Source organism: Thalassospira sp. NFXS8, assembly GCF_040148805.1.
In the GTDB taxonomy this organism is placed as follows: domain Bacteria; phylum Pseudomonadota; class Alphaproteobacteria; order Rhodospirillales; family Thalassospiraceae; genus Thalassospira.
Genome location: NZ_JAGEMF010000002.1, coordinates 513,120 through 533,507, shown reverse-complemented (window position 1 = coordinate 533,507; position 20,388 = coordinate 513,120). Strand labels below are relative to the sequence as shown.

General features: G+C 52.6%; 15 protein-coding genes and 1 tRNA gene. 7 read left to right on the top strand and 9 right to left on the bottom strand.

Going from position 1 to position 20,388, the window contains the following annotated elements; all coding sequences use genetic code 11:
• Positions 1–164: 164 nt before the first annotated feature.
• The 4 genes from J4E05_RS11695 to J4E05_RS11680 all read left to right on the top strand — a co-directional run bounded on the left by J4E05_RS11695 (position 165) and on the right by J4E05_RS11680 (position 3,296).
• Positions 165–254, top strand: a tRNA-Ser gene (locus tag J4E05_RS11695).
• Between the two features lie 428 nt (positions 255–682).
• The gene (locus J4E05_RS11690; RefSeq protein ID WP_349595684.1) at positions 683–1,906 is read left to right on the top strand and encodes a hypothetical protein; all 1,224 of its coding nucleotides are present in this window, start codon (positions 683–685) and stop codon (positions 1,904–1,906) included.
• Between the two features lie 42 nt (positions 1,907–1,948).
• Positions 1,949–2,587, top strand: coding sequence for a Vgb family protein (locus tag J4E05_RS11685; RefSeq protein ID WP_085589922.1), 639 nt, complete (start codon positions 1,949–1,951; stop codon positions 2,585–2,587).
• Positions 2,588–2,735: 148 nt separating this feature from the next.
• Complete coding sequence (locus tag J4E05_RS11680; protein ID WP_085590142.1) at positions 2,736–3,296, top strand: type 1 glutamine amidotransferase domain-containing protein; 561 nt, start codon at positions 2,736–2,738, stop codon at positions 3,294–3,296.
• A 78-nt stretch (positions 3,297–3,374) separates the two neighbouring features.
• Here the strand turns inward: J4E05_RS11680 and thpR are convergent, their stop codons facing one another.
• From thpR to J4E05_RS11650, 6 genes are all read right to left on the bottom strand, one after another.
• On the bottom strand, positions 3,375–4,010 hold the full coding sequence (thpR, locus tag J4E05_RS11675; protein WP_349595680.1) for an RNA 2',3'-cyclic phosphodiesterase: 636 nt from the start codon (positions 4,008–4,010) through the stop codon (positions 3,375–3,377).
• A 232-nt stretch (positions 4,011–4,242) separates the two neighbouring features.
• The gene (locus J4E05_RS11670) at positions 4,243–5,130 is read right to left on the bottom strand and encodes a pirin family protein (protein ID WP_349595677.1); all 888 of its coding nucleotides are present in this window, start codon (positions 5,128–5,130) and stop codon (positions 4,243–4,245) included.
• An 89-nt stretch (positions 5,131–5,219) separates the two neighbouring features.
• Entirely contained in the window at positions 5,220–6,260 is a 1,041-nt protein-coding gene (locus tag J4E05_RS11665) for an NADP(H)-dependent aldo-keto reductase (protein WP_349595674.1), read from the bottom strand.
• Between the two features lie 125 nt (positions 6,261–6,385).
• Positions 6,386–7,540 (bottom strand): FIST signal transduction protein, encoded by a 1,155-nt coding sequence (locus J4E05_RS11660; RefSeq protein ID WP_246832898.1) that lies wholly within the window; start codon positions 7,538–7,540, stop codon positions 6,386–6,388.
• A gap of 231 nt (positions 7,541–7,771) precedes the next feature.
• The gene (locus tag J4E05_RS11655; RefSeq protein ID WP_349595670.1) at positions 7,772–8,473 is read right to left on the bottom strand and encodes a J domain-containing protein; all 702 of its coding nucleotides are present in this window, start codon (positions 8,471–8,473) and stop codon (positions 7,772–7,774) included.
• 1,157 nt (positions 8,474–9,630) lie between these two features.
• A complete protein-coding gene (locus J4E05_RS11650) occupies positions 9,631–10,389 on the bottom strand; it encodes an arylesterase (protein ID WP_349595667.1) in 759 nt (252 codons plus the stop codon).
• Positions 10,390–10,533: 144 nt separating this feature from the next.
• Between J4E05_RS11650 and J4E05_RS11645 the strand changes: the two genes are divergently transcribed.
• On the top strand, positions 10,534–11,286 hold the full coding sequence (locus J4E05_RS11645) for an ABC transporter ATP-binding protein (RefSeq protein WP_349595664.1): 753 nt from the start codon (positions 10,534–10,536) through the stop codon (positions 11,284–11,286).
• Positions 11,286–13,829 carry an ABC transporter permease gene (locus J4E05_RS11640; protein ID WP_349595661.1) on the top strand — a complete coding sequence of 848 codons (2,544 nt, stop codon included), beginning with the start codon at positions 11,286–11,288 and terminating at the stop codon, positions 13,827–13,829. Before J4E05_RS11645 ends, J4E05_RS11640 begins: the two co-directional genes overlap by 1 nt.
• Before the next feature lie 147 nt (positions 13,830–13,976).
• On the opposite strand, the gene J4E05_RS11635 is transcribed toward J4E05_RS11640, so the two are convergent.
• Together J4E05_RS11635 and J4E05_RS11630 are read right to left on the bottom strand one after the other, a co-directional pair.
• On the bottom strand, positions 13,977–15,593 hold the full coding sequence (locus J4E05_RS11635) for an acyl-CoA synthetase (RefSeq protein ID WP_349595658.1): 1,617 nt from the start codon (positions 15,591–15,593) through the stop codon (positions 13,977–13,979).
• Positions 15,594–15,729: 136 nt separating this feature from the next.
• Positions 15,730–17,481 carry a hypothetical protein gene (locus J4E05_RS11630; RefSeq protein WP_349595655.1) on the bottom strand — a complete coding sequence of 584 codons (1,752 nt, stop codon included), beginning with the start codon at positions 17,479–17,481 and terminating at the stop codon, positions 15,730–15,732.
• Between the two features lie 241 nt (positions 17,482–17,722).
• Here J4E05_RS11630 and J4E05_RS11625 point away from each other — a divergent pair, with 241 nt between their 5' ends.
• A complete protein-coding gene (locus J4E05_RS11625) occupies positions 17,723–18,445 on the top strand; it encodes a Bax inhibitor-1/YccA family protein (protein WP_349595652.1) in 723 nt (240 codons plus the stop codon).
• A gap of 327 nt (positions 18,446–18,772) precedes the next feature.
• Here the strand turns inward: J4E05_RS11625 and J4E05_RS11620 are convergent, their stop codons facing one another.
• Positions 18,773–20,269: a hypothetical protein gene (locus J4E05_RS11620; RefSeq protein WP_349595650.1), complete on the bottom strand. Its 1,497-nt coding sequence runs from the start codon at positions 20,267–20,269 to the stop codon at positions 18,773–18,775.
• Positions 20,270–20,388: the final 119 nt, after the last annotated feature.

Below are 20,388 nucleotides of genomic sequence, written 5' to 3'. Positions count from 1 at the left end.
TCAAAAGTGTTAGCAATTACCCATATCGTTCTGTTTTTTCGCCATTCCGGGTTCATAAATGGCCGGCAATCAAAAATCGTCCCGCTGCGCTGAATTTGGCCTTGTCATCCCCGATGCTGTCGGCTAATGTCCGCCCGCTTTCGCGATATATACAGATCGCATGTGGAGAGATGGCCGAGTGGTTTAAGGCGCACGCCTGGAAAGCGTGTTGGGGTGCAAGCCCCTCAGGGGTTCGAATCCCCTTCTCTCTGCCACCACCCCTAAATTCCCTTATTATTTTGTATCCTGCCAGGAACAACCCTGTGAAACCGTCAGGTTCGCTGGATCTGCCTGTGCATGATTTTCCGGCTGGCTCGCATGGTTCAACCCGAGCCATGCCCGGTTGCGCAGTTATGCCAAACACGCAGCCCTAAAACAATTTTTACTCCTGAAACGAAGCCTGTTCGCGTTCCAACGTATCCTTATGTGTGCCTGCCACTCATCACGCAAAACTACCCGGGGCACGATATTATCTGCCGGGTCGAAAATGGCATTTATGCTGGTTTTCAGCGTGATTTCTTTGCATCCTTCGCGGAACGACCGATTTATCAGGCATGGTCATAAGACCGGAAATTGGCGATCATTGGGAAAACCATAAACATGGAATTCTCCCGTCAGGAGCGGCAAACATGACGCGATTTAAATGGATTCAGTAATCACTGCCGCCGCACGGGCCTTGGCATCAGGGGATCCATTGGGCGCACTGGGGCGCGTTTCATTACGTGATGACCCACCGGCACTGGCTTTAAGGGGCATTGCCATGGCCCGACTGGGAGATTTTGAACGCGCCCGAAGCCTGTTAAAAACAGCAGCCCGGGCCTTTGGCAGCAACGAGCCACTTGCGGCCGCACGATGTGTGGTTGCCGAAGCCGAAATTGCCCTTGTTTCACGCAACCTTAACCGCAATGACAAAAAACTGGAAGCCGCCCGCAGAACCCTTGAAGCAATGAACGATGCCGCCAATGGTGCCCATGCCCGCCATATCGAAGCGCATCGCCTGTTGCTATCGGGGCATATCGATCAGGCTGAAAGTTTACTAGGTGCAATAAAAATAGAAAAACTGCCTGGCTTGTTACGGGCCGCACATGAACTGGCAATTGCCGGTATTGCCACCCGGCGCCTTGACATAAAAACGGCCCGCACAGCTTTGGATCATGCCGCCCGAATTGCCGATAGCATGAATGTCCCCATGATGATCGCCGAGGTCGAAAAAGCACAGCATATCCTGAACACACCTGCTGCCCGCCTGATCGAGAGCGGCAAGGAACATCCTGTTTTGCCAGATGACGTGGCACAAATCATTATGTCAAAGAACATATTGATTGATGCCTGCCGGTATGTTCTGCGACAGGACGGTAATGCGATGTTGCTGACATCGCGCCCCGTGCTGTTTTCATTATTACGCAAGCTGGCCGAAGCCTGGCCCGATGATGTTTCTCGCGAGGCGCTTTTACAAACGGCCTTTAACGCCCGGCATATCGATGACTCTCACCGCGCACGGTTACGCGTCGAAATTGGACGATTGCGGGAAAAAATACGTGAAATTGCCACCATTCGTGCCACCAAAACCGGGTTTGTTCTGCACCCATGCGACAAAACCCGAAAAATCGTCGTTCTTGCCCCACCGGTTGAAGACCGTCACGCGCCGCTTCTGGCATTGCTGGCCGACGGCGAAGCCTGGTCAAGTTCCGCATTATCCATGGCACTGGGATGTAGCCAACGCACAATACAAAGAGCACTGGACGACCTGGCAGCCAAAGATAAAATCCTGTTTTATGGCAAAGGACGCGCCAAACGCTGGATGACCCCGCCCTTTCCCGGTTTCACGACAACCTTGTTACTCCCTGGTCCGCTGCCGGGCACCTAAACTGGAAACACCGACAATATCCAGACCATAAGGAAACAGAACATGAAACGCGCAGCAGCAGAGATTATTGCAGAACTTGGCCCGTTTGACGGGGTCAGCACTGTTCACGGGGTAACATATGACGGGCAAAAAATCTGGTTTGCAGCCGGAGCAGAACTGATCGCGATTACCCCCGAAGACGGCACCAAAACCAAAACTCTTGCGGCCGAGGCCGATGCAGGAACCGCCTTTGATGGCACCTATTTCTATCAGATTGCCGATAACCGTATTAACAAGATCGACCCGGAAACCGGCGCGGTTTTAGCAACCATCCCGGCCCCTGGCCCTGGCAACGGGGCGGTTTCGGGTATGGCCTGGGCGGAGGGTTCACTATGGGTTGGGCAATATCGTGATCGCAAAATACACAAAATCAACCCGGAAACCGGTGAAATTCTCCGTACCATTACATCAGATCGCTTTGTCACCGGTATCACCTGGGTCGAGGACGAACTTTGGCACGGCACCTGGGAAAATGAACAAAGTGATATCCGCCATATCGACGCCACTGACGGTACCGTCCTTGCCCGGATCGACATGCCGGATGGTATGGGGGTATCGGGGATGGAGTTTGATGGAAAAGACCGTTTCTTCTGTGGCGGCGGCAATAGCGGCACGGTGCGTGTGGTGCGCAAAAACACCTGATCAAAGCACAAGAAATAAAATAAAAATATTTTATTTCAAATATTTAAACTAAAAAAGTGAACCTTTTTCTGAAAAAATCAGGAACGTTTTAGCCGCCATATCGTTGAGGGGACATAACGCTCGAACATCAAATGAAAGGAGAGACGTTATGCCTGCTATCGATACCGCAAAAATCCTGATCCTTGCGACAGACGGCTATGAACGCTCTGAACTAAGGGTTCCCCGCGACAAACTATCCACCCATGGGGCCGATGTAAAAATCGCCTCATTAAAAAGTGGTAGCATTAAAAGCTGGGACAAAGGCGACTGGGGCGACAGTGTTGATGTCGACCTTGAGGTCAAAGACGTTGATATCAAGGATTACGACGCACTGGTTATTCCCGGCGGGCAAATTAACCCCGACCTGTTACGCAATGACGAAGGCGCTGTGTCGCTGGTACGTGAATTTGTCGCATCAGGCAAACCGGTGGCCGCAGTTTGCCATGGCCCGTGGTTGCTGGTCGAGGCAGATGCCCTGCGCAATCGCAAGGCAACGTCCTATCCATCGATCAAAACCGACATGCTAAATGCCGGTGCCACATGGCAGGACAAGGAAGTGGTTTGCGATCAGGCGATTATTACCTCGCGCAACCCCAATGATCTTGATGCGTTTGTCAGCAAGATTGTCGAGGAAGTTAGCGAAGGCAAACATAGTCGCCGGGCAGCCTAACCAGCGTCAGGCAAAAGTAAGCCTGTAAACGTATTTAAACCCCCGATCTTGTGCATTTTGCACGGTCGGGGGTTTTTGTTAGCGTTTGGGTCCTGCGGTAAAGTCAATATCGGCAAATGCCTCATCATCGCAAAAAGCGGTGGTTTCCCGTGCTGCAGGTTGGCCGATACCGACGCCGTCATATTCCGCCACAACCTGATAAACCGGACCATCGCCTGTTGAAATCGACTGATACAGGCAAAACCGGTCCACCTGAAAAGACCGGCTGACCAAGTCGGCGTGATCGGCCACCGCCTGCCCTATTACGGCCCGGCTGGCAGAACGGTTACGGCCCAATGTGATATGCGGGGTGAACTTACGCCGATCAAGCTGGCCGGAAATATCATCACACCGAAACAGGGCTGTTTCCACCCGATGGGCAAGCTGGTTTAATAACGGTTGCGCCTGTACTGCTGCCCACAAAATGCGTGCCTTGCGGTCTGTTCCAAACATCCCCAACCCGGCAATTTGCAAATCAAACGGTGTAAAGCGGGTCTGAAGCAGCGCATCATCAATACTCGCAGCTGTCACACGGTCATGAACTGTGCCAATGAATTTAAGGGTCAGGTGCATGTTTTCGGGGGTTTGGGCCTCCAGCCCGCGAATGGCACGGGCAACAGGATACAGATTTTCGGCGATATCGACCGGGATGGGAATACCGACAAACAGGCGCATTTTCAGTCTCGCATTGCAGATGGGATCATCAGGCGGGTGCCCGGTAAAGTCATACTTACCGGGCCGTTCAGGGCATAAGCCTTAACCAGATATAATATTCAAACGTCATAAAACCGCCTCATCGGAACGTGATGAAATGGACAATACCGTAACGGGCATGGGCTTACGCAAATTCGCCCGCCGAAGACGGGACAAGTTAACGAAATGTGATCAACAAAATTTCACATGCATATTACGATGCAGGCGGGGGTGTAACTTTTTGAGATGTGCCGGGCATCGGCACCAGGTCATCTTCACCCGGCACCGGGGCAAAGCGGCCCTCGCGCCAGTCCGCTTTGGCCTGTTCAATTTTATCCTTGCTGGTGGCAACAAAGTTCCACCAGATATGGCGATGCCCCAACGGCAAACCACCCAGCAACATCACCCGACAATGGTTTTCAGCAACAATATCGGGGATTTCCTCGGGTGCGACGTAAATGAAGCTAAAGGCTTCATAGCGCACGCCATTCACCCGCAATACCCCGTCAATAACATATAAGGCTGCCTGCTGGTTTTCACCGGGCAGTAACAATTGCGCCCCGCCGTCCATATGCACATCAAGGTAAAACAGCTTTGATTTCACCGGCACCGGGGCCGTCAGACCAAAGGCTTCGCCCGCGATCAGGCGCATATGCAGGCCGGATTCATGAATGACCGGTAAATCATCCTTTCGGACATGGGTAAAATCAGGCGCGCAGTCCTCGTCTGCCTCGGGCAAGGCGACCCATAATTGCAAACCGTGCAAATTATGGTCGGAATGACGCAAATCCGATGTTTCACGTTCTGAATGCACAATACCACGGCCGGCTGTCATCCAGTTTAAATCACCCGGGGTAATTTCAAGATGATTTCCCAGACTGTCGTGGTGCAAAATCGCCCCGTCAAACAGATAGGTCACCGTTGCCAGGCCAATATGGGGATGGGGCGGCACATCAATGCCCGAACCGGCGTCAAAACTGACCGGTCCCATATGGTCAAAAAATACAAACGGACCAACCGAACGCACATCGCGATGCGGCAAAAGGCGCCGCACGGACATTCCTTCCAGGTCGGTTTCCTTGCCTGAAACGATCACTACCATACGACGCCTCCTTTTATATCGGCGTTACTGGGCGGCACCAACGCCCCCCGGCATCATAAATATACGCCAAACCTTAACCCAAAGCCTGCTTACGGGCAGGGATTAGGCCACTGGGTCTGGATGTTTTCGATTTCGGCCAAAACATCGTCCGACAGGGTGATATCTGCGGACCCGATATTGGATTTCAGCTGTTCCATCGATGTGGCACCAATGATATTTGCCGTCAGGAACGATCGTGAATTCACATAGGCCAGTGCCATTTGTGCCGGGTCCAGCCCGTTATCTTTTGCAAGTTTGACATAGGCTTCGGTGGCCTTGATGCCATTTTCCTTAAGATAACGGCCAAAATATTGCGGCCACAGGGTTGTCCGTGCCCCTTCCGGGCGCGCACCATTCAGATATTTACCCGAAAGTGCCCCACCGCCCAGCGGTGAATAGGCCAAAAGACCGGCATCTTCACGGATCGAGCATTCAGCCAAACCCACTTCATAGGTACGATTCAACAAACCATACGGGTTCTGCACCGAAGCAACCCGGGGCCAGCCTTTTTTCTCGGCCAGTTCCAGAAACTTCATCAGACCCCAGGGGGTTTCGTTCGACAGGCCGATATGGCGCACCTTGCCCGCCTTGACCAGTTCATCAAGGGCGGAAAGGGTTTCCTCTATGGGCGTGAATTCCTCGTTTGTGTCATGCTCGTACCCCAGCTTGCCAAAGAAGTTGGAATTACGATCCGGCCAGTGCAGCTGATACAAATCGACATAATCGGTTTTCAGGCGCGATAGCGAACCATCAATGGCGGTAAAAATCTGGTCACGGGTCAGGCGCGGGCCACCCCGCACATAGGGAAAACGCTCCGCCGGACCAACAATTTTGGTGGCAATCACCAGATCATCGCGCTTGCCGCGTTTTTCCAGCCAGTTGCCAATGATGGTTTCAGTGCGGGTGAAGGTCTCTTCCATCGCCGGAACCGGATACATTTCGGCGGTATCGATGAAATTGATCTCGTTGCTGGTGGCATAATCCAGCTGTTCAAAGGCTTCGTCCTGGGTGTTTTGCTGTCCCCAGGTCATGGTTCCAAGGCAGATAACACTGACATCGATGTCAGTACGCCCTAAACGGCGATATTCCATCCTAAAAGTCCCCTTTTTACAGCCCTGTTTGCGGACTGTTTCATTTTGGAAATAGGATGAATATATCCTGCCTTGGCGACAATGAAACCGCTGTGAGCCTTTTTTCGTGAAATTTCATCACGATATTACATGAACAGGGTTAAAACACCCGTATAAGCGTAAAAACGGTCGTTACATATTTCACCATTTCCGTAAAAACCGGTCAGGGGCAAATCCCCCAGTTCTTCCTGAATGATCATCATTTCGCGGTTTTCGGTGCCAAACAAATGCGGCCCACGGGCGACACAGCTGCAATAAAGCGCGCCCCGCGGCCGGCCAGGCAGGCGACGCTGCAAATCGGCCAGCATTCGGCGCAAATCCTGTTCGGCTGTTACACTGTCACGGCGAACAAAGCGCACAGCATCGCCGGGCCGGGCGTCGTCATTTACGGCTATCAGATTGTTTTGCGGGTCAATACCCATCAAATTACGTACGACAAAATCACCGGTATCAGTACCAGGCACCATAAAGGCAATGTGATAGCGCCCGGTGCCCAGTTGCGCACCGGTGCCTCCCCCCGATGCCAACGACAGGCCGTTTTCATCGGCAGCCATTTCGTCACAAAATACCTGATAGGCTGGCTTGTCATCCAAAAGTGATATAATGCCGCCCCGCCCCTCGGTAACCCGGTGCACAGGGCCAATTGGCGAACAGGCCTGGCTTAAGCCAACCTGCACCACGGTGTCATTGGCAAACAAAACCCCGGAAAGCCCCCCACGGGTTACCTTGTTGGCAATTTGCGCCGCCCCCTTGTCATTACCCGACGCAACACCCCCCACCAGATAGGTTGACCCGGTACGGGCCAATTCGGGCAAAAGTTTCAGGGCTTCGGGCACACCAGGGTCGGCATGGATCAGGCCGAATAATGGTTCCAGCCGGGTGATGGCATCCTGAAGGGCATCATCATCAATATCGTCATCGGTGCAAATGGGGTCAAACACATGAAAACTGTCTTCGTGCAACGGGGCAATCATGACCGATGCCGCAGGCACCCCGAAATAGGCCCGCCCCGGCCCACAAACGCCAACCCCCGATGTCCCGACCCAGCATTCAACCCCAAGACGGGACCGCAGAAATGTCAACATGCTGGCCATATCGCCGGCTATCGGCTCGGAAACATATAAAAAAGCCAATCCACCGGCAATCGGTCCCTGACGTTCGAGTTTTTCAGCCAGTTCCGACGAAATTGCTGCCCAGTGTTCACCGCTGGCGTGGGCCGCAATAAATTCCGCTGTCATCATATTTCCCCGTTAATTGGCGCAAACACCCAGGCGACCATATGCGAAACAGGATTATGGTTCATATCCATTGCCAATATGCGCCCCATCGCGTTCCCCGCCAAATAAGTTGTTTTGACCGTTTGATCTAACCATTCCAGCAGGTTGATCACAAGGGGGCAAACACAGACCTGTCAAAACACCAGCGCGACACATTATAACAGTGCCTTACTATATGTGTCGCAAAAACCCGGATTAACCGACATGGCGCCGCAACAGTTCCATCGCCGCATTTAACTGTGTCATCCGCTGATGCGAACCATAATTGCTATCGGGATGGTGAATCGCGGCCAGCACCCGGTATTTGGTACGAATGGCCCGCAAATCGGGCCGGGCCCCCGGCGCAAAACCCATGACATGCAGCGCATCGTTATAGGTACTAACCCCGCGATCCAGCGGGTCAAACGCCAGATTATGGACTATCTGGCGCAACCGTTCGACCTCCTCGCGCGATTGCGTCAGTTCTGCTGGGGGTTGCATGATACGTTTTTTAAGATCGGCAACTTCCTGTAACGCCCGGCGCTCGGCGGCCAACACATCAGGACGGTCCACCCGGATGCGGACATCACCACCTTCAAAATCCAGGGCCATTTTCAGGGCCTTGCGCACCGTGATAACCGAATAACCCGATGGTAAACGCAATTGCAGGCGCGGTTTGCGGCGCCACGGGCGTCCTTCGGCAGGGCCGGATTTAAGCACGATGGTTTCGCGGTCCCCTGCGGGCGGGTCGCCAGGGTCAACATAGCCGTCAATAACGTCTTGCGGCACAATCAGCATGACAGAACGTGCCAGATCGGCGGCATTCACTTCGCGTCGTGCAGCAAGATCAAGCACGGCATCGCGAAAAACACTGGCACAGGGAATGGTATAGGACTGTTTTACAGTTGGCAACGCCATGAAGCCCCTTGTAACGAAAATGGCTTTGATAAAGTGCGACCGGAATGGAAAAACAGCCCGCGTTCAACTTCGATAATCGCGGGGCACAGTGTATGCGAGGGCATATAACCGTGCAACTGCAAAAGTAGACAGTTTTGAATCGCTTCCGAGTCAAAATCCGGTTTGCAACAAGGTTTGAAAGCGAATTTTTACAAAGAACAGCTATTCCAAAAACTTAAATTATTGAAATATATGGATATTTTTTAACTTTCATTATCCAAATTCGACATTCGGGAAATGCATAACAAAGTATTAACAAAACACGCCAGAGCTATGCAAGCCAACCGCAGTCTCGACCTAACCCCGTTTTCCACCCATTAAAAACATATATATAACAATTAGTTATGATAATTTCGAAGCAAAGATCGCAACCCGTTTCTCGAAACTGCTCAAACCCCAAATTTGTTTCGGTTTGCGGCCTAATTTTTGTATTTTGACGCCAGCCCGCGATACAAAATCGATTGGCCTCTTTAAAAATCTACGAATGCAGTTGCGACATTAACAATTAGAACACAGCCGAAAGTAAACAAGATCTTAACAGGCACAACTCGTCGCGAAAATTGCTGGTTTTTGGGGCGATTTCCAACAGATTTACCGCAATATTGACGCCGACAAACAAACATAAACCATTGATATATAAAAATAAAATACGAAAAGAGAAAATCTTCCATTGCGTATCAAAGATCACGGCAAACATCGTTGCCTTTTCGTTACGAAAACTATCTACATTTGTAGTTTTACAAGACAGATTTTTGTCCTACAGCATATTTTGCTGCCAGAAACACCCTAATTCAGGTCAAAATCACGACCCAAGCCATTAAAGCCACGGCATTTTTTATATGATGCGATTATTCAGCCATGCGAATTTGACAGGACATTGCTTCAACAGCAAAAAACAGCCTGCTTCATCGCGCTATACGTTCCCCAGAAATAATAATAAGGTATAAAATACAATGCACTAACCAAAATCGAACCGGAACAGATCGCATTGTAGGCTATCGGTTCAGACGGCAACACTGTTTCGCCTCAGACCATTGCCTTGCATCTGGCATCTGACCTTTCGTTCCCCGAATGCCGTCCTTCCCGTCCACAGCACAAGCCCAACGCAGCACACCCGTTCAGTTTTTTAGGGCCGCAATCACAGCTGGCGTTATATTTTTCACAATAACATCAACCCCCCTGGCATTAGGATGCATACCATCCCCCTGATTGAGTTCCGGGTTTGCAGCAACCCCATCGAGGAAAAACGGATAAAGCGGAAGCTGAAATTTCTGTGCCAAATCAGGATAGATCGCATTAAACTCGCCCCCATATTCCTTACCCATATTTGGCGGTGCCATCATACCGACCAGCAAAATGCGGGTTTGATCTGCCTGTAACTTTTCAATGATTTTTTCAAGATTATTACGGGTTTGCGCCGGATCCACCCCACGCAAGGCATCATTTGCGCCCAGTTCCAGCACCACCAGATCGGGCTTGTCGACCAATGCCCAATCAAGCCGTGCCAACCCGGCCGCCGTCGTATCGCCCGACACACCACTGTTAATAACCTTGGCATCCAGCCCCGCATTTTTCAGGGATTGTGCCAGATTAGGCGCGAAACCATCCTGATCTGGCAGGCCGTAACCGGCAATCAGACTGTCACCAAACAGAACAATGGTTGGTGTTTGCAAAGAATCGTTTGCGTCATTTGCAGTTTGCGCGTGGGCCGATTGTAAAAATACACAAACCGAAACGAAAACCAGCAATGCCAAAACACACTGCATGACACGTGCACGCGCCCCGGAAAAATAGCGCCCCGCCTGTGCAAAAGTGAAACTGTTAACACCGGGGCCTTGCTCCGATATGGATATTGACACATTTGTGCAGGTAATCATTGGCTTCCTCTTGTTATGCTGGCGCAATATTCGGGTATTTTGGTGTTTACCGCCAAATTGCATGAAAACTAATCATCGCAATGGCTGTTTGTCTCTGTCAAATGCCTACCAAATCGCAATGGCGCAACCCTGACTGGAATTTTCATGCGTGATTCTGCTTCTGCCTCGTCCCTGTCATCGTCCGCCACCCAACCCGAAACGGCTACTCCGCCGGCAAGCCTGCCAATTAATGTCAAAGGCCTGAAACTAAGCCTGAAAGGCCCTGCCGGGACGGTCGATATTCTTAAAAATATCGATCTGGCCATTAATGCCGGTGAACGCGTTAGTTTAATTGGCCCTTCGGGCTCAGGCAAAACATCCCTTTTGATGGTCATTGCCGGACTGGAACAGGCCCAAGACGGTAAAATTGAAATTTGCGGCCATAATTTGCGCCAGCTTAATGAAGACGGGCTGGCATTGTTTCGCCGCCACCATGTCGGCATCGTATTTCAGGATTTTCACCTGGTGCCATCAATGAGTGCGCTTGAAAACGTGGCCTTGCCCATGGAATTTGCCGGGCGTACCGATGCGTTTGAGCGCGCCCGCGAAGAACTTGCTGCCGTTGGCCTTGGACATCGTCTGGACCATTACCCCGGTCAGCTCAGCGGCGGCGAACAACAGCGCGTTGCCCTGGCCCGCGCACTGGCAACCGACCCGGAATTGTTGCTGGCCGACGAACCCACCGGTAATCTTGACGGGCACACAGGCGAAACGATTATTGAATTGCTGTTTGATCTGGCCCGCAAAAAGGGATCAACCCTGCTTTTGATTACCCATGACGAAGGGCTGGCCGCCCGGTGTGATCGCTCCATCACCATGCGCGACGGGGTTATTGTTTCGGATGGGGATGGTGCGTAATGGCGGGTGAAACAACGCAACCAAACCAGTGGGGGCTGGCATGGCGGGTGGCACGTCGCGAATTGCGCGGCGGTTTGCGCGGCTTCTGGATTTTTCTGGCCTGCCTTGCCCTGGGTGTTGGCACCATTGCCGCCGTGGGAAATGTTTCGCAATCGGTTTTAGGGGCGCTAGAGCGCGATGGCCGCGCGCTTTTAGGCGGCGACATTGAAATTCAACAGGTCAATATGCCTGCCAGCCCGGCCCAGCAAAGCTGGTTTGCCAATAATGCCGCGCGTGTTGAACAGATTGCCACCTTGCGCGCCACCGCCTATGGCAATAACCAGCGCCGGTTGGTGGAACTAAAAGCAGTTGATGGCCAATACCCGCTTTTTGGACAGATTCAGTTGCAAAACGATGTCCCGTTTGCGGGCATTTTAACCAAAAAGAACGGTATTTGGGGCGGTGTTGCCGAAGCCGGATTGTTAGAACGCCTGAACATCAAAGTCGGCGATACGGTGAAACTGGGCGATACCGATGTGCAAATTCGCGGCATCATCGCCAAGGAACCCGACAAAGCCATCGGCTTTTTAAACTTTGGTCCCCGTTTGATGGTGGCCTTGCCCGCCATGGCCGATACCGGCCTGATCGTGCCAGGCAGCCTTGTGCACTATCATTATCTGATCGATCTGAAAAACAGCGACACGATCAAAGCCTTTCGCACCCGTTTGGATGATGCCTATCCCGACGAAGGCTGGCGTGTGCGCGATACCAACAATGCCAGCCCCGGCCTGAAAAACTTTATCGAACGACTAACACTCTTTTTGACCCTGGTCGGGTTATCGGCCTTGCTGGTGGGGGGGATTGGTGTTGCCAATGCCGTGCGCAGCCATGTCGAAAGCAAAACGTCTGTGATTGCGACGTTAAAATCAATCGGTGCCACCCATAATCTGGTTTTGCGGATCTATTTTTTGCAAATTCTGACAATCGCGGTTTTGGGAATTATCATCGGCCTGATGATTGGTGCCGTGGCCCCCATGCTCGTCGCCCCGATTCTGGCCGACAAATTGCCAATCGCCGTAACGGCGGCCCCTGCCCTGCCGTCGCTTTTAACGGCCACGGCCTTTGGCATTTTAACCACACTGGTTTTTGCCTTGCCATCCTTGTTGCGCGCGCGTGAAATTCCTGCAGCCCGGCTGTTTCGTTCAGGTGCCGGATTAACCGGTAATTTCATTCGCCGCCGCGATCTGCCGGTTTTGGCAGTTCCGCTGGTATTATTACTTATTCTGACAGTTGCCAGTGCCACCGATACAGCCATTGCATTGGGCTTTATCGGCGCGTCCATTGCCGCCATTGTCATTTTCACACTGGCCGGGCGCGCTGTTATATCGATATCAAAACGGTTCACAAAGGGGCGCAGCGCCTTTACCCGTTTGGCATTGGCCAACCTGCACCGGCCCGGCACATCCACCACCGCCGTTACTTTATCGCTGGGATTAGGCCTGACATTGCTGGTCACCATTGCCAGCATCGAAGGCAACCTGAACCACGAAATACAAGACCGCTTGCCAGAATCCGCCCCGGCGTTTTTCTTTCTCGATATCCGCCCTGACCAGATCGATGCGTTTCGCAGCGAACTTGGCAGCCAAAAAGGCGTTGATAACATTGAACAAACACCAATGTTACGGGGCCGTGTTACTGCGTTAAACGGGGTAAACGCCAACGATGTGCCGCCAGGTGATGATCGCTGGTTTTTACGCGGTGATCGGGGATTAACCTTTGCCAAAACAGCACCCGAAGGAACCAAAATTACCCAGGGAAAATGGTGGCCGGCAAACTATAACGATGCCAGCAAGCCGCTGGTATCGCTGACCGCCGATATCGGGACCAGCTTTAACCTGAAACCGGGCGATACCTTGACGGTGAATGTGCTGGGCCGCGACATTACCGCCGAAATTGCCAATCTGCGCGAAGTGGACTGGCAAAGCCTGCGCATGAATTTTGCCATGGTGTTCTCCCCCGGCCTGATCGACAAGGCCCCCTACAGCCTGATCGCCACCGCACACATGCCCCCGGCAATGGAAGAACCGGTTGACCTTATGATTGGCAAGGATTTTCCCAATGTTTCCGCCATTCGCGTACGCGAGGCACTGGAAGCAGCCAATACCATTTTGGCCGGGATCGGCCTTGCGTTAAGTGCGACCAGTTCCATCGCCATTATTGCCGGGGTGCTGGTGCTGGCCGGTGCGGTTGCCGCCGGGCGACGCAAACGCATTTATGATGCCGTTGTCCTTAAAACGCTGGGCGCAACACGGGCCAACATCTTATACGCCTATGCACTGGAATACGGCATTCTGGGCCTGTCGACCGGGTTAATTGCGGCCCTGTTTGGCAGTGCGGCGGCGTGGGCCGTTTTGGTGCTGGTAATGGGCGCAAGCTGGACGCTGTTACCCGTAACCATTTTTGGCCCGATCCTGATCGGATTGATCGCCACATTAACAGCCGGGTTCATCGGCACCTGGCAAGCCTTGCGCAGCCCGGCAGCGCCGATTTTACGCAATGAATAACCGCCCATGAAAAAAAGCGGGCAGAACCCTGTTGCCGGTTCTGCCCGCTTTTCTGTTTTAAGGCCAACATCGGCCAGAAAATGGCGATCAAATCGCATACGATTCGATTTTCATGGCCCAGCACGCTGCCAAGCCATACACCAAAACCTAAGCCATATCGCGCAAGGCCCGGCGCACGACCTTGCCCGTTGCCGTCATCGGCAAGGCATCGACAAAGGCTATTTCACGCGGATATTCATGTGCGCCCAGCCGGGTGCGAACAAAGTCTGAAAGATCCCCTGCCAAGGCATCGCTTTGCTGATCCTGATCACCTAGCACCACAAATGCCTTGATAATCTGCCCGCGCACCGGGTCTGCCTTGCCAACCACACCGGCCATGTGCACGGCGGGGTGCGCAATCAGGCAATCTTCAATCTCGCCAGGGCCAATGCGGTATCCGGCAGAACTGATCACGTCATCTTCACGGCCAACAAAGCGAATAAAACCATCCTTGCCCCTGGCCCCCAAATCCCCGGTCAGCATCCAGTCGCCAATGAATTTGGCCTGTGTGGCCGCGTCATTCCGCCAATATTGCAAAAACATCACCGGGTCCGGGCGATGTACCGCAATCATACCAACCTCACCCGGGGCCATTTCGGTTCCGGTTTCATCAATAATCCGCACATCATGGCCCGGCACAGCACGCCCCATATGGCCCGCTGATGTCGCCTTAAGGCGCGACGATGAACTGATAATCATGTTGCATTCGGTCTGGCCGTAAAACTCGTTAATCGTTAAGCCAAATGTATCGCGCCCCCATTGCAGCATTTCAGCCCCCAGGGTTTCGCCGCCGCTGGCAATGGAACGTAAATGGCAATTATGCTGTGCAATCACGTTTTGCGGGGCGGCCCGCATCATCTTAAGGGCTGTTGGCGGCAAAAACGCATTGCGCACGCCATATTCGGCCATCAAGGCAAAGGCGCGTTCGGGGCTGAATTTTTCAAACCTGTGGGCCACCACCGCCACCCCGTGATGCCAAGCCGGCATTAACACATCCAGCAAGCCGCCAATCCAGGCCCAGTCTGCTGGCGTCCAGATCAAATCACCGGGCTGGGGAAACATATCGTGCGACATTTCAACACCGGGCAAATGACCCAACAACACCCGGTGCGCATGAAGCGCGCCTTTGGGTTGGCCGGTGGTGCCCGATGTGTAAATGATCAGGGCCGGGTCATCGGCGCGGGTTTTAACCGGGGTAAAATCATCGCTGGCTTCGTAACTTAACGCCTTGAAGTCCAGGCAATCGTCGGGTTTGCCATCGATGACATAAACATGTTCAAGGGCAGGTAAAAGATCACGGATTTCGGCAATTTTGCGTGCCCCGGCCAAATCTGTTACCAAAACACGCGCCGCACAGTTACCCAGCCGGTATTCCAGGGCATCCACCCCGAACAGGGTAAATAACGGCACCGCAATAGCGCCAAGTTTATAAGTCGCGATATGGGAAATTGCCGTTTCCGGGCATTGCGGCAGCAATATGCCCACCCGGTCGCCTCGCCCTACCCCATGTCGCGATAAAACGTTTGCGAAACGATTGGACAAACGGCGCATCTGGGCAAAGCTGTAATCACGGCGCGTCCCGTCGCCCCGACGGTGGATCAGGGCTAAACGTGTCGGGTCATCGGCCCATTTATCGCAAACATCGACACCGATATTGTAAAATTCCGGCACTTCCCAGGCAAAATCCCGCTCCTGTGCCGCATAATCATCGCCTGCTGGCAGCATGTTTCCTCCCTGCCTGAAATCTGTCTTGCCCGTTATTCGGGTCTGTTACGACAGATTGCTGTTATCGCCCGCATCCTATGACGGAATGCGGGGAAACAGAACTATTCTGTTGCTTTTTCTAATATTAAACTGCGGATCAGTTCGCCGGTGCCAGCACAAACGTAAAATTAGCCAATTGCCCGGCATCGCTACGGGCCGTGCTGTGACAACCAAGGCAGGTTCCGGTTTCCTGATGCTGGATAAAACTTTCCAGTGCCACATTACTTAAAAACCGCGGCACTTCACCTACGCCAAACGGCGCACCACCGCCATTACCAATCCATTGGGTGCCGACCAGAAAATAGTTATCCCATACACTACCAGCCAACGCCTGATGCCACAGGGTGTTGGTTTTGTCCGTTCCTTCAAACACACGCCAGCAACGCACAATTTGCGACGGGGCAATCGCTTGCCCGGTTTGGTCAACGGCATAAGGTGCGTGCTCTGCCCACAACGCAGGGCGGACAACGCCCTGATTAACCGTTTCGCCACCAGATCCTGCCACAGCCGGCATTGTGCCTGCGCCTGTCGTCGCGGCCACACCCGTTATTTTGGTTTTCATCATTGTTGTATCCGGGTTTGGTGACGGTCGGTTTTTCGCCTGCTCCAACGGGATGTTTATACCCCCTGCCATGCCGAACAGGTTAAATCGTTGCAGATTTGCAATGTTTTTCTCATTGCCGGTTTGCAATATGCCGGGCTCCTGCCCGGTTGGTGCAAAACACCCGTCGGGGAACAGTTTTTTGGCAATAAAGCTGTTCGGTCGCCGCGCGTTGACTGCCAATGGGGCATTTGCGACATGTTCAAATGTTGACCAGATCCAGCGATCGCCATTACCACTAACAACCCGCTGAACCAGATGCATGCCAATCATGCCGACAACCACATCGCGGCAAAACGGGTTTCGCGTAACACTGTCGCGGGCTGGCACAAACAGCCGGGCGTTACGGGTTAGAAACTGCGCGGGATTATCATCGGGGCTTAACACCCGCCAGGCAAACTTCAACAACGTTGCCCCGGGTCCAACACGGTGCCCTTCCACATTTTTTAAAACCTGCCGATCCCCACCTGCAATTTCCTTACCCGACATATCACCGGAACCATCGGCATTTTTGCCTGGGTCTTGTTTATTTGGGTCTTGCATCGGAAACGAAATTTCACTGCCGGTTTCCGCCCGCCTGCTGCGCCCTGTAAATGATGCAAGCTGGCTATCGCGGATATAACCAGCGGCAACATCGTTTAACCTGGTTTCATACAGAACATAATTTCCCCCCTGGTCGACCAGCACATCGCCTGTTGCCTGATGAAAGGCATATAATAACAATGTATCGGCAGGTTTTGGTGGCAGGCTGGTTGAAGGACTATCGCCCGCACCACAAAAAGCCTCCGCCCGGGAAAAAGGTGAAACACCGCCCTCCCCCGTGATTAATTGATCACGGTTCACAAGACGTTGCCAACGCGGCACATCTCCCTTCGCGGGATGGGCGGCCTGCCCATAGGGCAACGCCACACCGTTGGCCGTTAACGGCCATGTCATTGCGATAAAAGACTGCCACGAAAACTGATCGAACGGGCGCTGGGACTCCGGCCCAACAAAGCGATAGATAAAACTGGCGTCAAACTGGGCAATGTCGGTAGGAAGAATCGGACAAGGCTGCGTATCAAAAGCAGGATCGGCGCAAAAATCGGCTGCCAATTGATCACTTTGTTTTGATAAGGAAACATTCACTTCGGCATCAGCCGCCGCAGACATGATCATAAAATTGCCAAATATGATCACTGCGGCCAAAAACAGCGCGTTGCGCATTTGGCTGATACTTTTAACTAAAGTGTTTATTTTCAATTCCATACGAAATCCCTTACTCCCCCTACAGTAATCCGATTCCTTTTATCACCCCAACTATAGCGAGAATTTTGGCGCATGATTTATTTTGTCATATTTTTAATTGTGAACAAAATCACAACCGTTTGACCCACAGCCCGTCGCAAAAGCCCGCAATCGTTGCTTTTCAGGCAAATCCTGCCATATTTTGACCAGTGACGGGTTGTAAGCACAATCCCGCTCAATCTGGATCATATGAGGGAATTCAATGGCTTTCGAAACGCAACGACGCGGCTATTCTGTCTCGGCTGGCCAGTCGGCGGCCGACATTGATGCCGGTCTTCGGACCTATATGCTGCGCGTCTATAACTACATGGCGTCTGCGCTGGCTTTAACCGGTATTGTCGCACTGGCAGCATCCAGCAGCCCTGCTTTCATGCAGGCTGTGTTCGGTTCCGGCTTGTCCTGGATCGTTATGCTGGCACCGTTTGCGCTGGTCATGGTTCTTAGCTTTGGCATTCACAAAATGAGCATGCCTGCAGCACAGGCCGTGTTCTGGGCCTATGCCGCGCTGATGGGGCTGTCGCTTTCGTCCATCTTCCTGGTTTATACCGGTGAAAGCATTGCCCGCACCTTCTTCATCACCGCCGGTACTTTTGGTGCCATGAGCCTGTATGGCTACACCACCAAAAAGGATCTGTCTGCGTGGGGCAGCTTCCTGTTCATGGGCCTGATCGGGATCATCATTGCCAGCGTTGTGAATATCTTCCTTGGCAGCACCATGTTGCAGTTTATCATTTCGGCTGCCGGTGTTCTGATCTTTACCGGTCTGACCGCCTATGACACCCAGCGCATCAAGGAAAGCTACTGGGAAAACGACGATGCCACGACCGCTGGCAAGAAGGCCATTTTTGGCGCCTTGCAGCTGTATCTTGATTTCATCAACCTGTTCATCATGTTGCTGCGTTTCTTTGGTAATTCGCGCAACTAACAGGTCTGGCATCATTGCCACACAAAACACCCCCGCAATTGATGAATTGCGGGGGTGTTTTTTTATGGGCAATCCTGTCGTGCTTTTACCCTCTCCATAATCATCCGATGCTGGCAAAAATGCCAATGTGCCATATCCGATGGCACAATAATCCCCACAGATTGCGCGTTATGTATGCGGCAAAAGTTCGACGGTTTGTTAAGCCCGATGTCACATCAGGCGCGAAACAAATCGGTTTTGATCAACAGGCTTTATGGTTTTGGCACAATTACACAAGCATATCAGATAAAGCCGAAGCCATACGTCAAAAGCAGGATATGGCAGATATTATCCGGCAACCTTGGCCTGACGCGGGGAGGAAGAGGATGCCCCCTCGTCCTCCCGGGCGGACATTTCGGCCATTAAGGTTTCAACCCGCATTTGCCCGCCCATTGCAGTACGCGCCGCAGAACGCGCGCCCGCTTCTTCAAGGTTCTGCTGGGCCTGTATGAAATTCATTTTTGCCGTCCGCAAAATTCCCACGTCACCGTTTTCACGCCCCTGCATGGCCTGCACGGTTGCCAGGGCAAACACCGCCCGCCCCCACAGATAAAGATTTTCCCGCCGGGAACATACTTTTAGGGTCGCCTGAAAAAATGGAATGATGCTTTCATACAGAATGCCGGTTTTTGCCAGTTCTCCGTGTGCAATCAAAACATCGCCCAAATGATAGGCTGTCAGCCCATATAGTACCGGATAGGTTTTGGCATCCGTCGCGCCAAGGGCCCGCCGCAGATAATTGATGGCTTCGGCAGCAAGGTCCGGATCCCGGGTTTCACGGGCCTGGGCACCACTAGCTTCTCCCAAACGCATCAAACAAACAGCCTGTGCAACACTGGCACCAGCTGCAAATTCAAACCGGCGATGCAATATCCGCCAGATTTCGACCGCCAATTTTGAAACACGGGTGGCCGAGCTGCCCAAAACAGACCAGTTCAGCAAATGGCCATATAGTGCCAACAAGGCAATGTCTTCGGGCTGAAGCTGATCAACGCCCGATTGCCCGGCCACCGAAATCATCATGGCCAACCGGTCACGGTCACCACAATCATCAAAACCAAAACATCGGGCGACCAAAGGTTCCAGCGCCTCGGATGCCAGTTGGCACCAGCTTCGATCGCCATTTTCGGCCAATGCCAATGCCGCCGATGCAAAACACAAAACCACGCCGTCACCGCATTCATCAAGCAGATCAAGGTTACGAACCCGGTCTTGCTGCTGTTCCAGCGATTTGCACAGTTCGGTCGAAATCACCATACGCCGGGCCGGGTCATCGACCTGACGCAGGGATGTTGCACGTAATAGCAGTTGTATTGCCTGTGTGAAATCTTCGGCCAGAGGTAATTTGAAACTGTATTTTTGTGACAAAAACAGCTCGTGAGGAGCAAACGTGTTTTGCCGGTTGGCCAGCCAGACATTAACGCCATTTTGGTCCGGCGCAGCCACCCCCCATAACAGCGCCGTACAATTTTGCCGCAAAGCTGCGTTCCAGGCCCAGTTCTGGGCATCACGTACAGCATGAAACGGATCAACCGCATCGGCGCTAATCGACAATTGCTGGGAAACAGTCACACAGGAAAACGCGGTAAAATCCGACAGGCAATCCTTGATCGCAGCCTGAATATCCTGCCCCGCCGTGCCAAAATCGGCAATGCCACAAACAAATTGCGGATCACCCGAATGTCGGTGTGAATAAGGCGCCAGCGGATTAGGGACAGTTTCCCCCGGCACAACCCCGAACACCGCTTTGAACACAAGACCGAGTGTTGACCAGAAACCGGCCATCCTCCGCTATTCCTTCCCGGCAATATACTGAGCCACAACGAAAACCATATCTGACAAGGACATGATCAAACGCAAACAGGTCTCCGTCAATTATTAACGGTGTATAAATTACCAATACC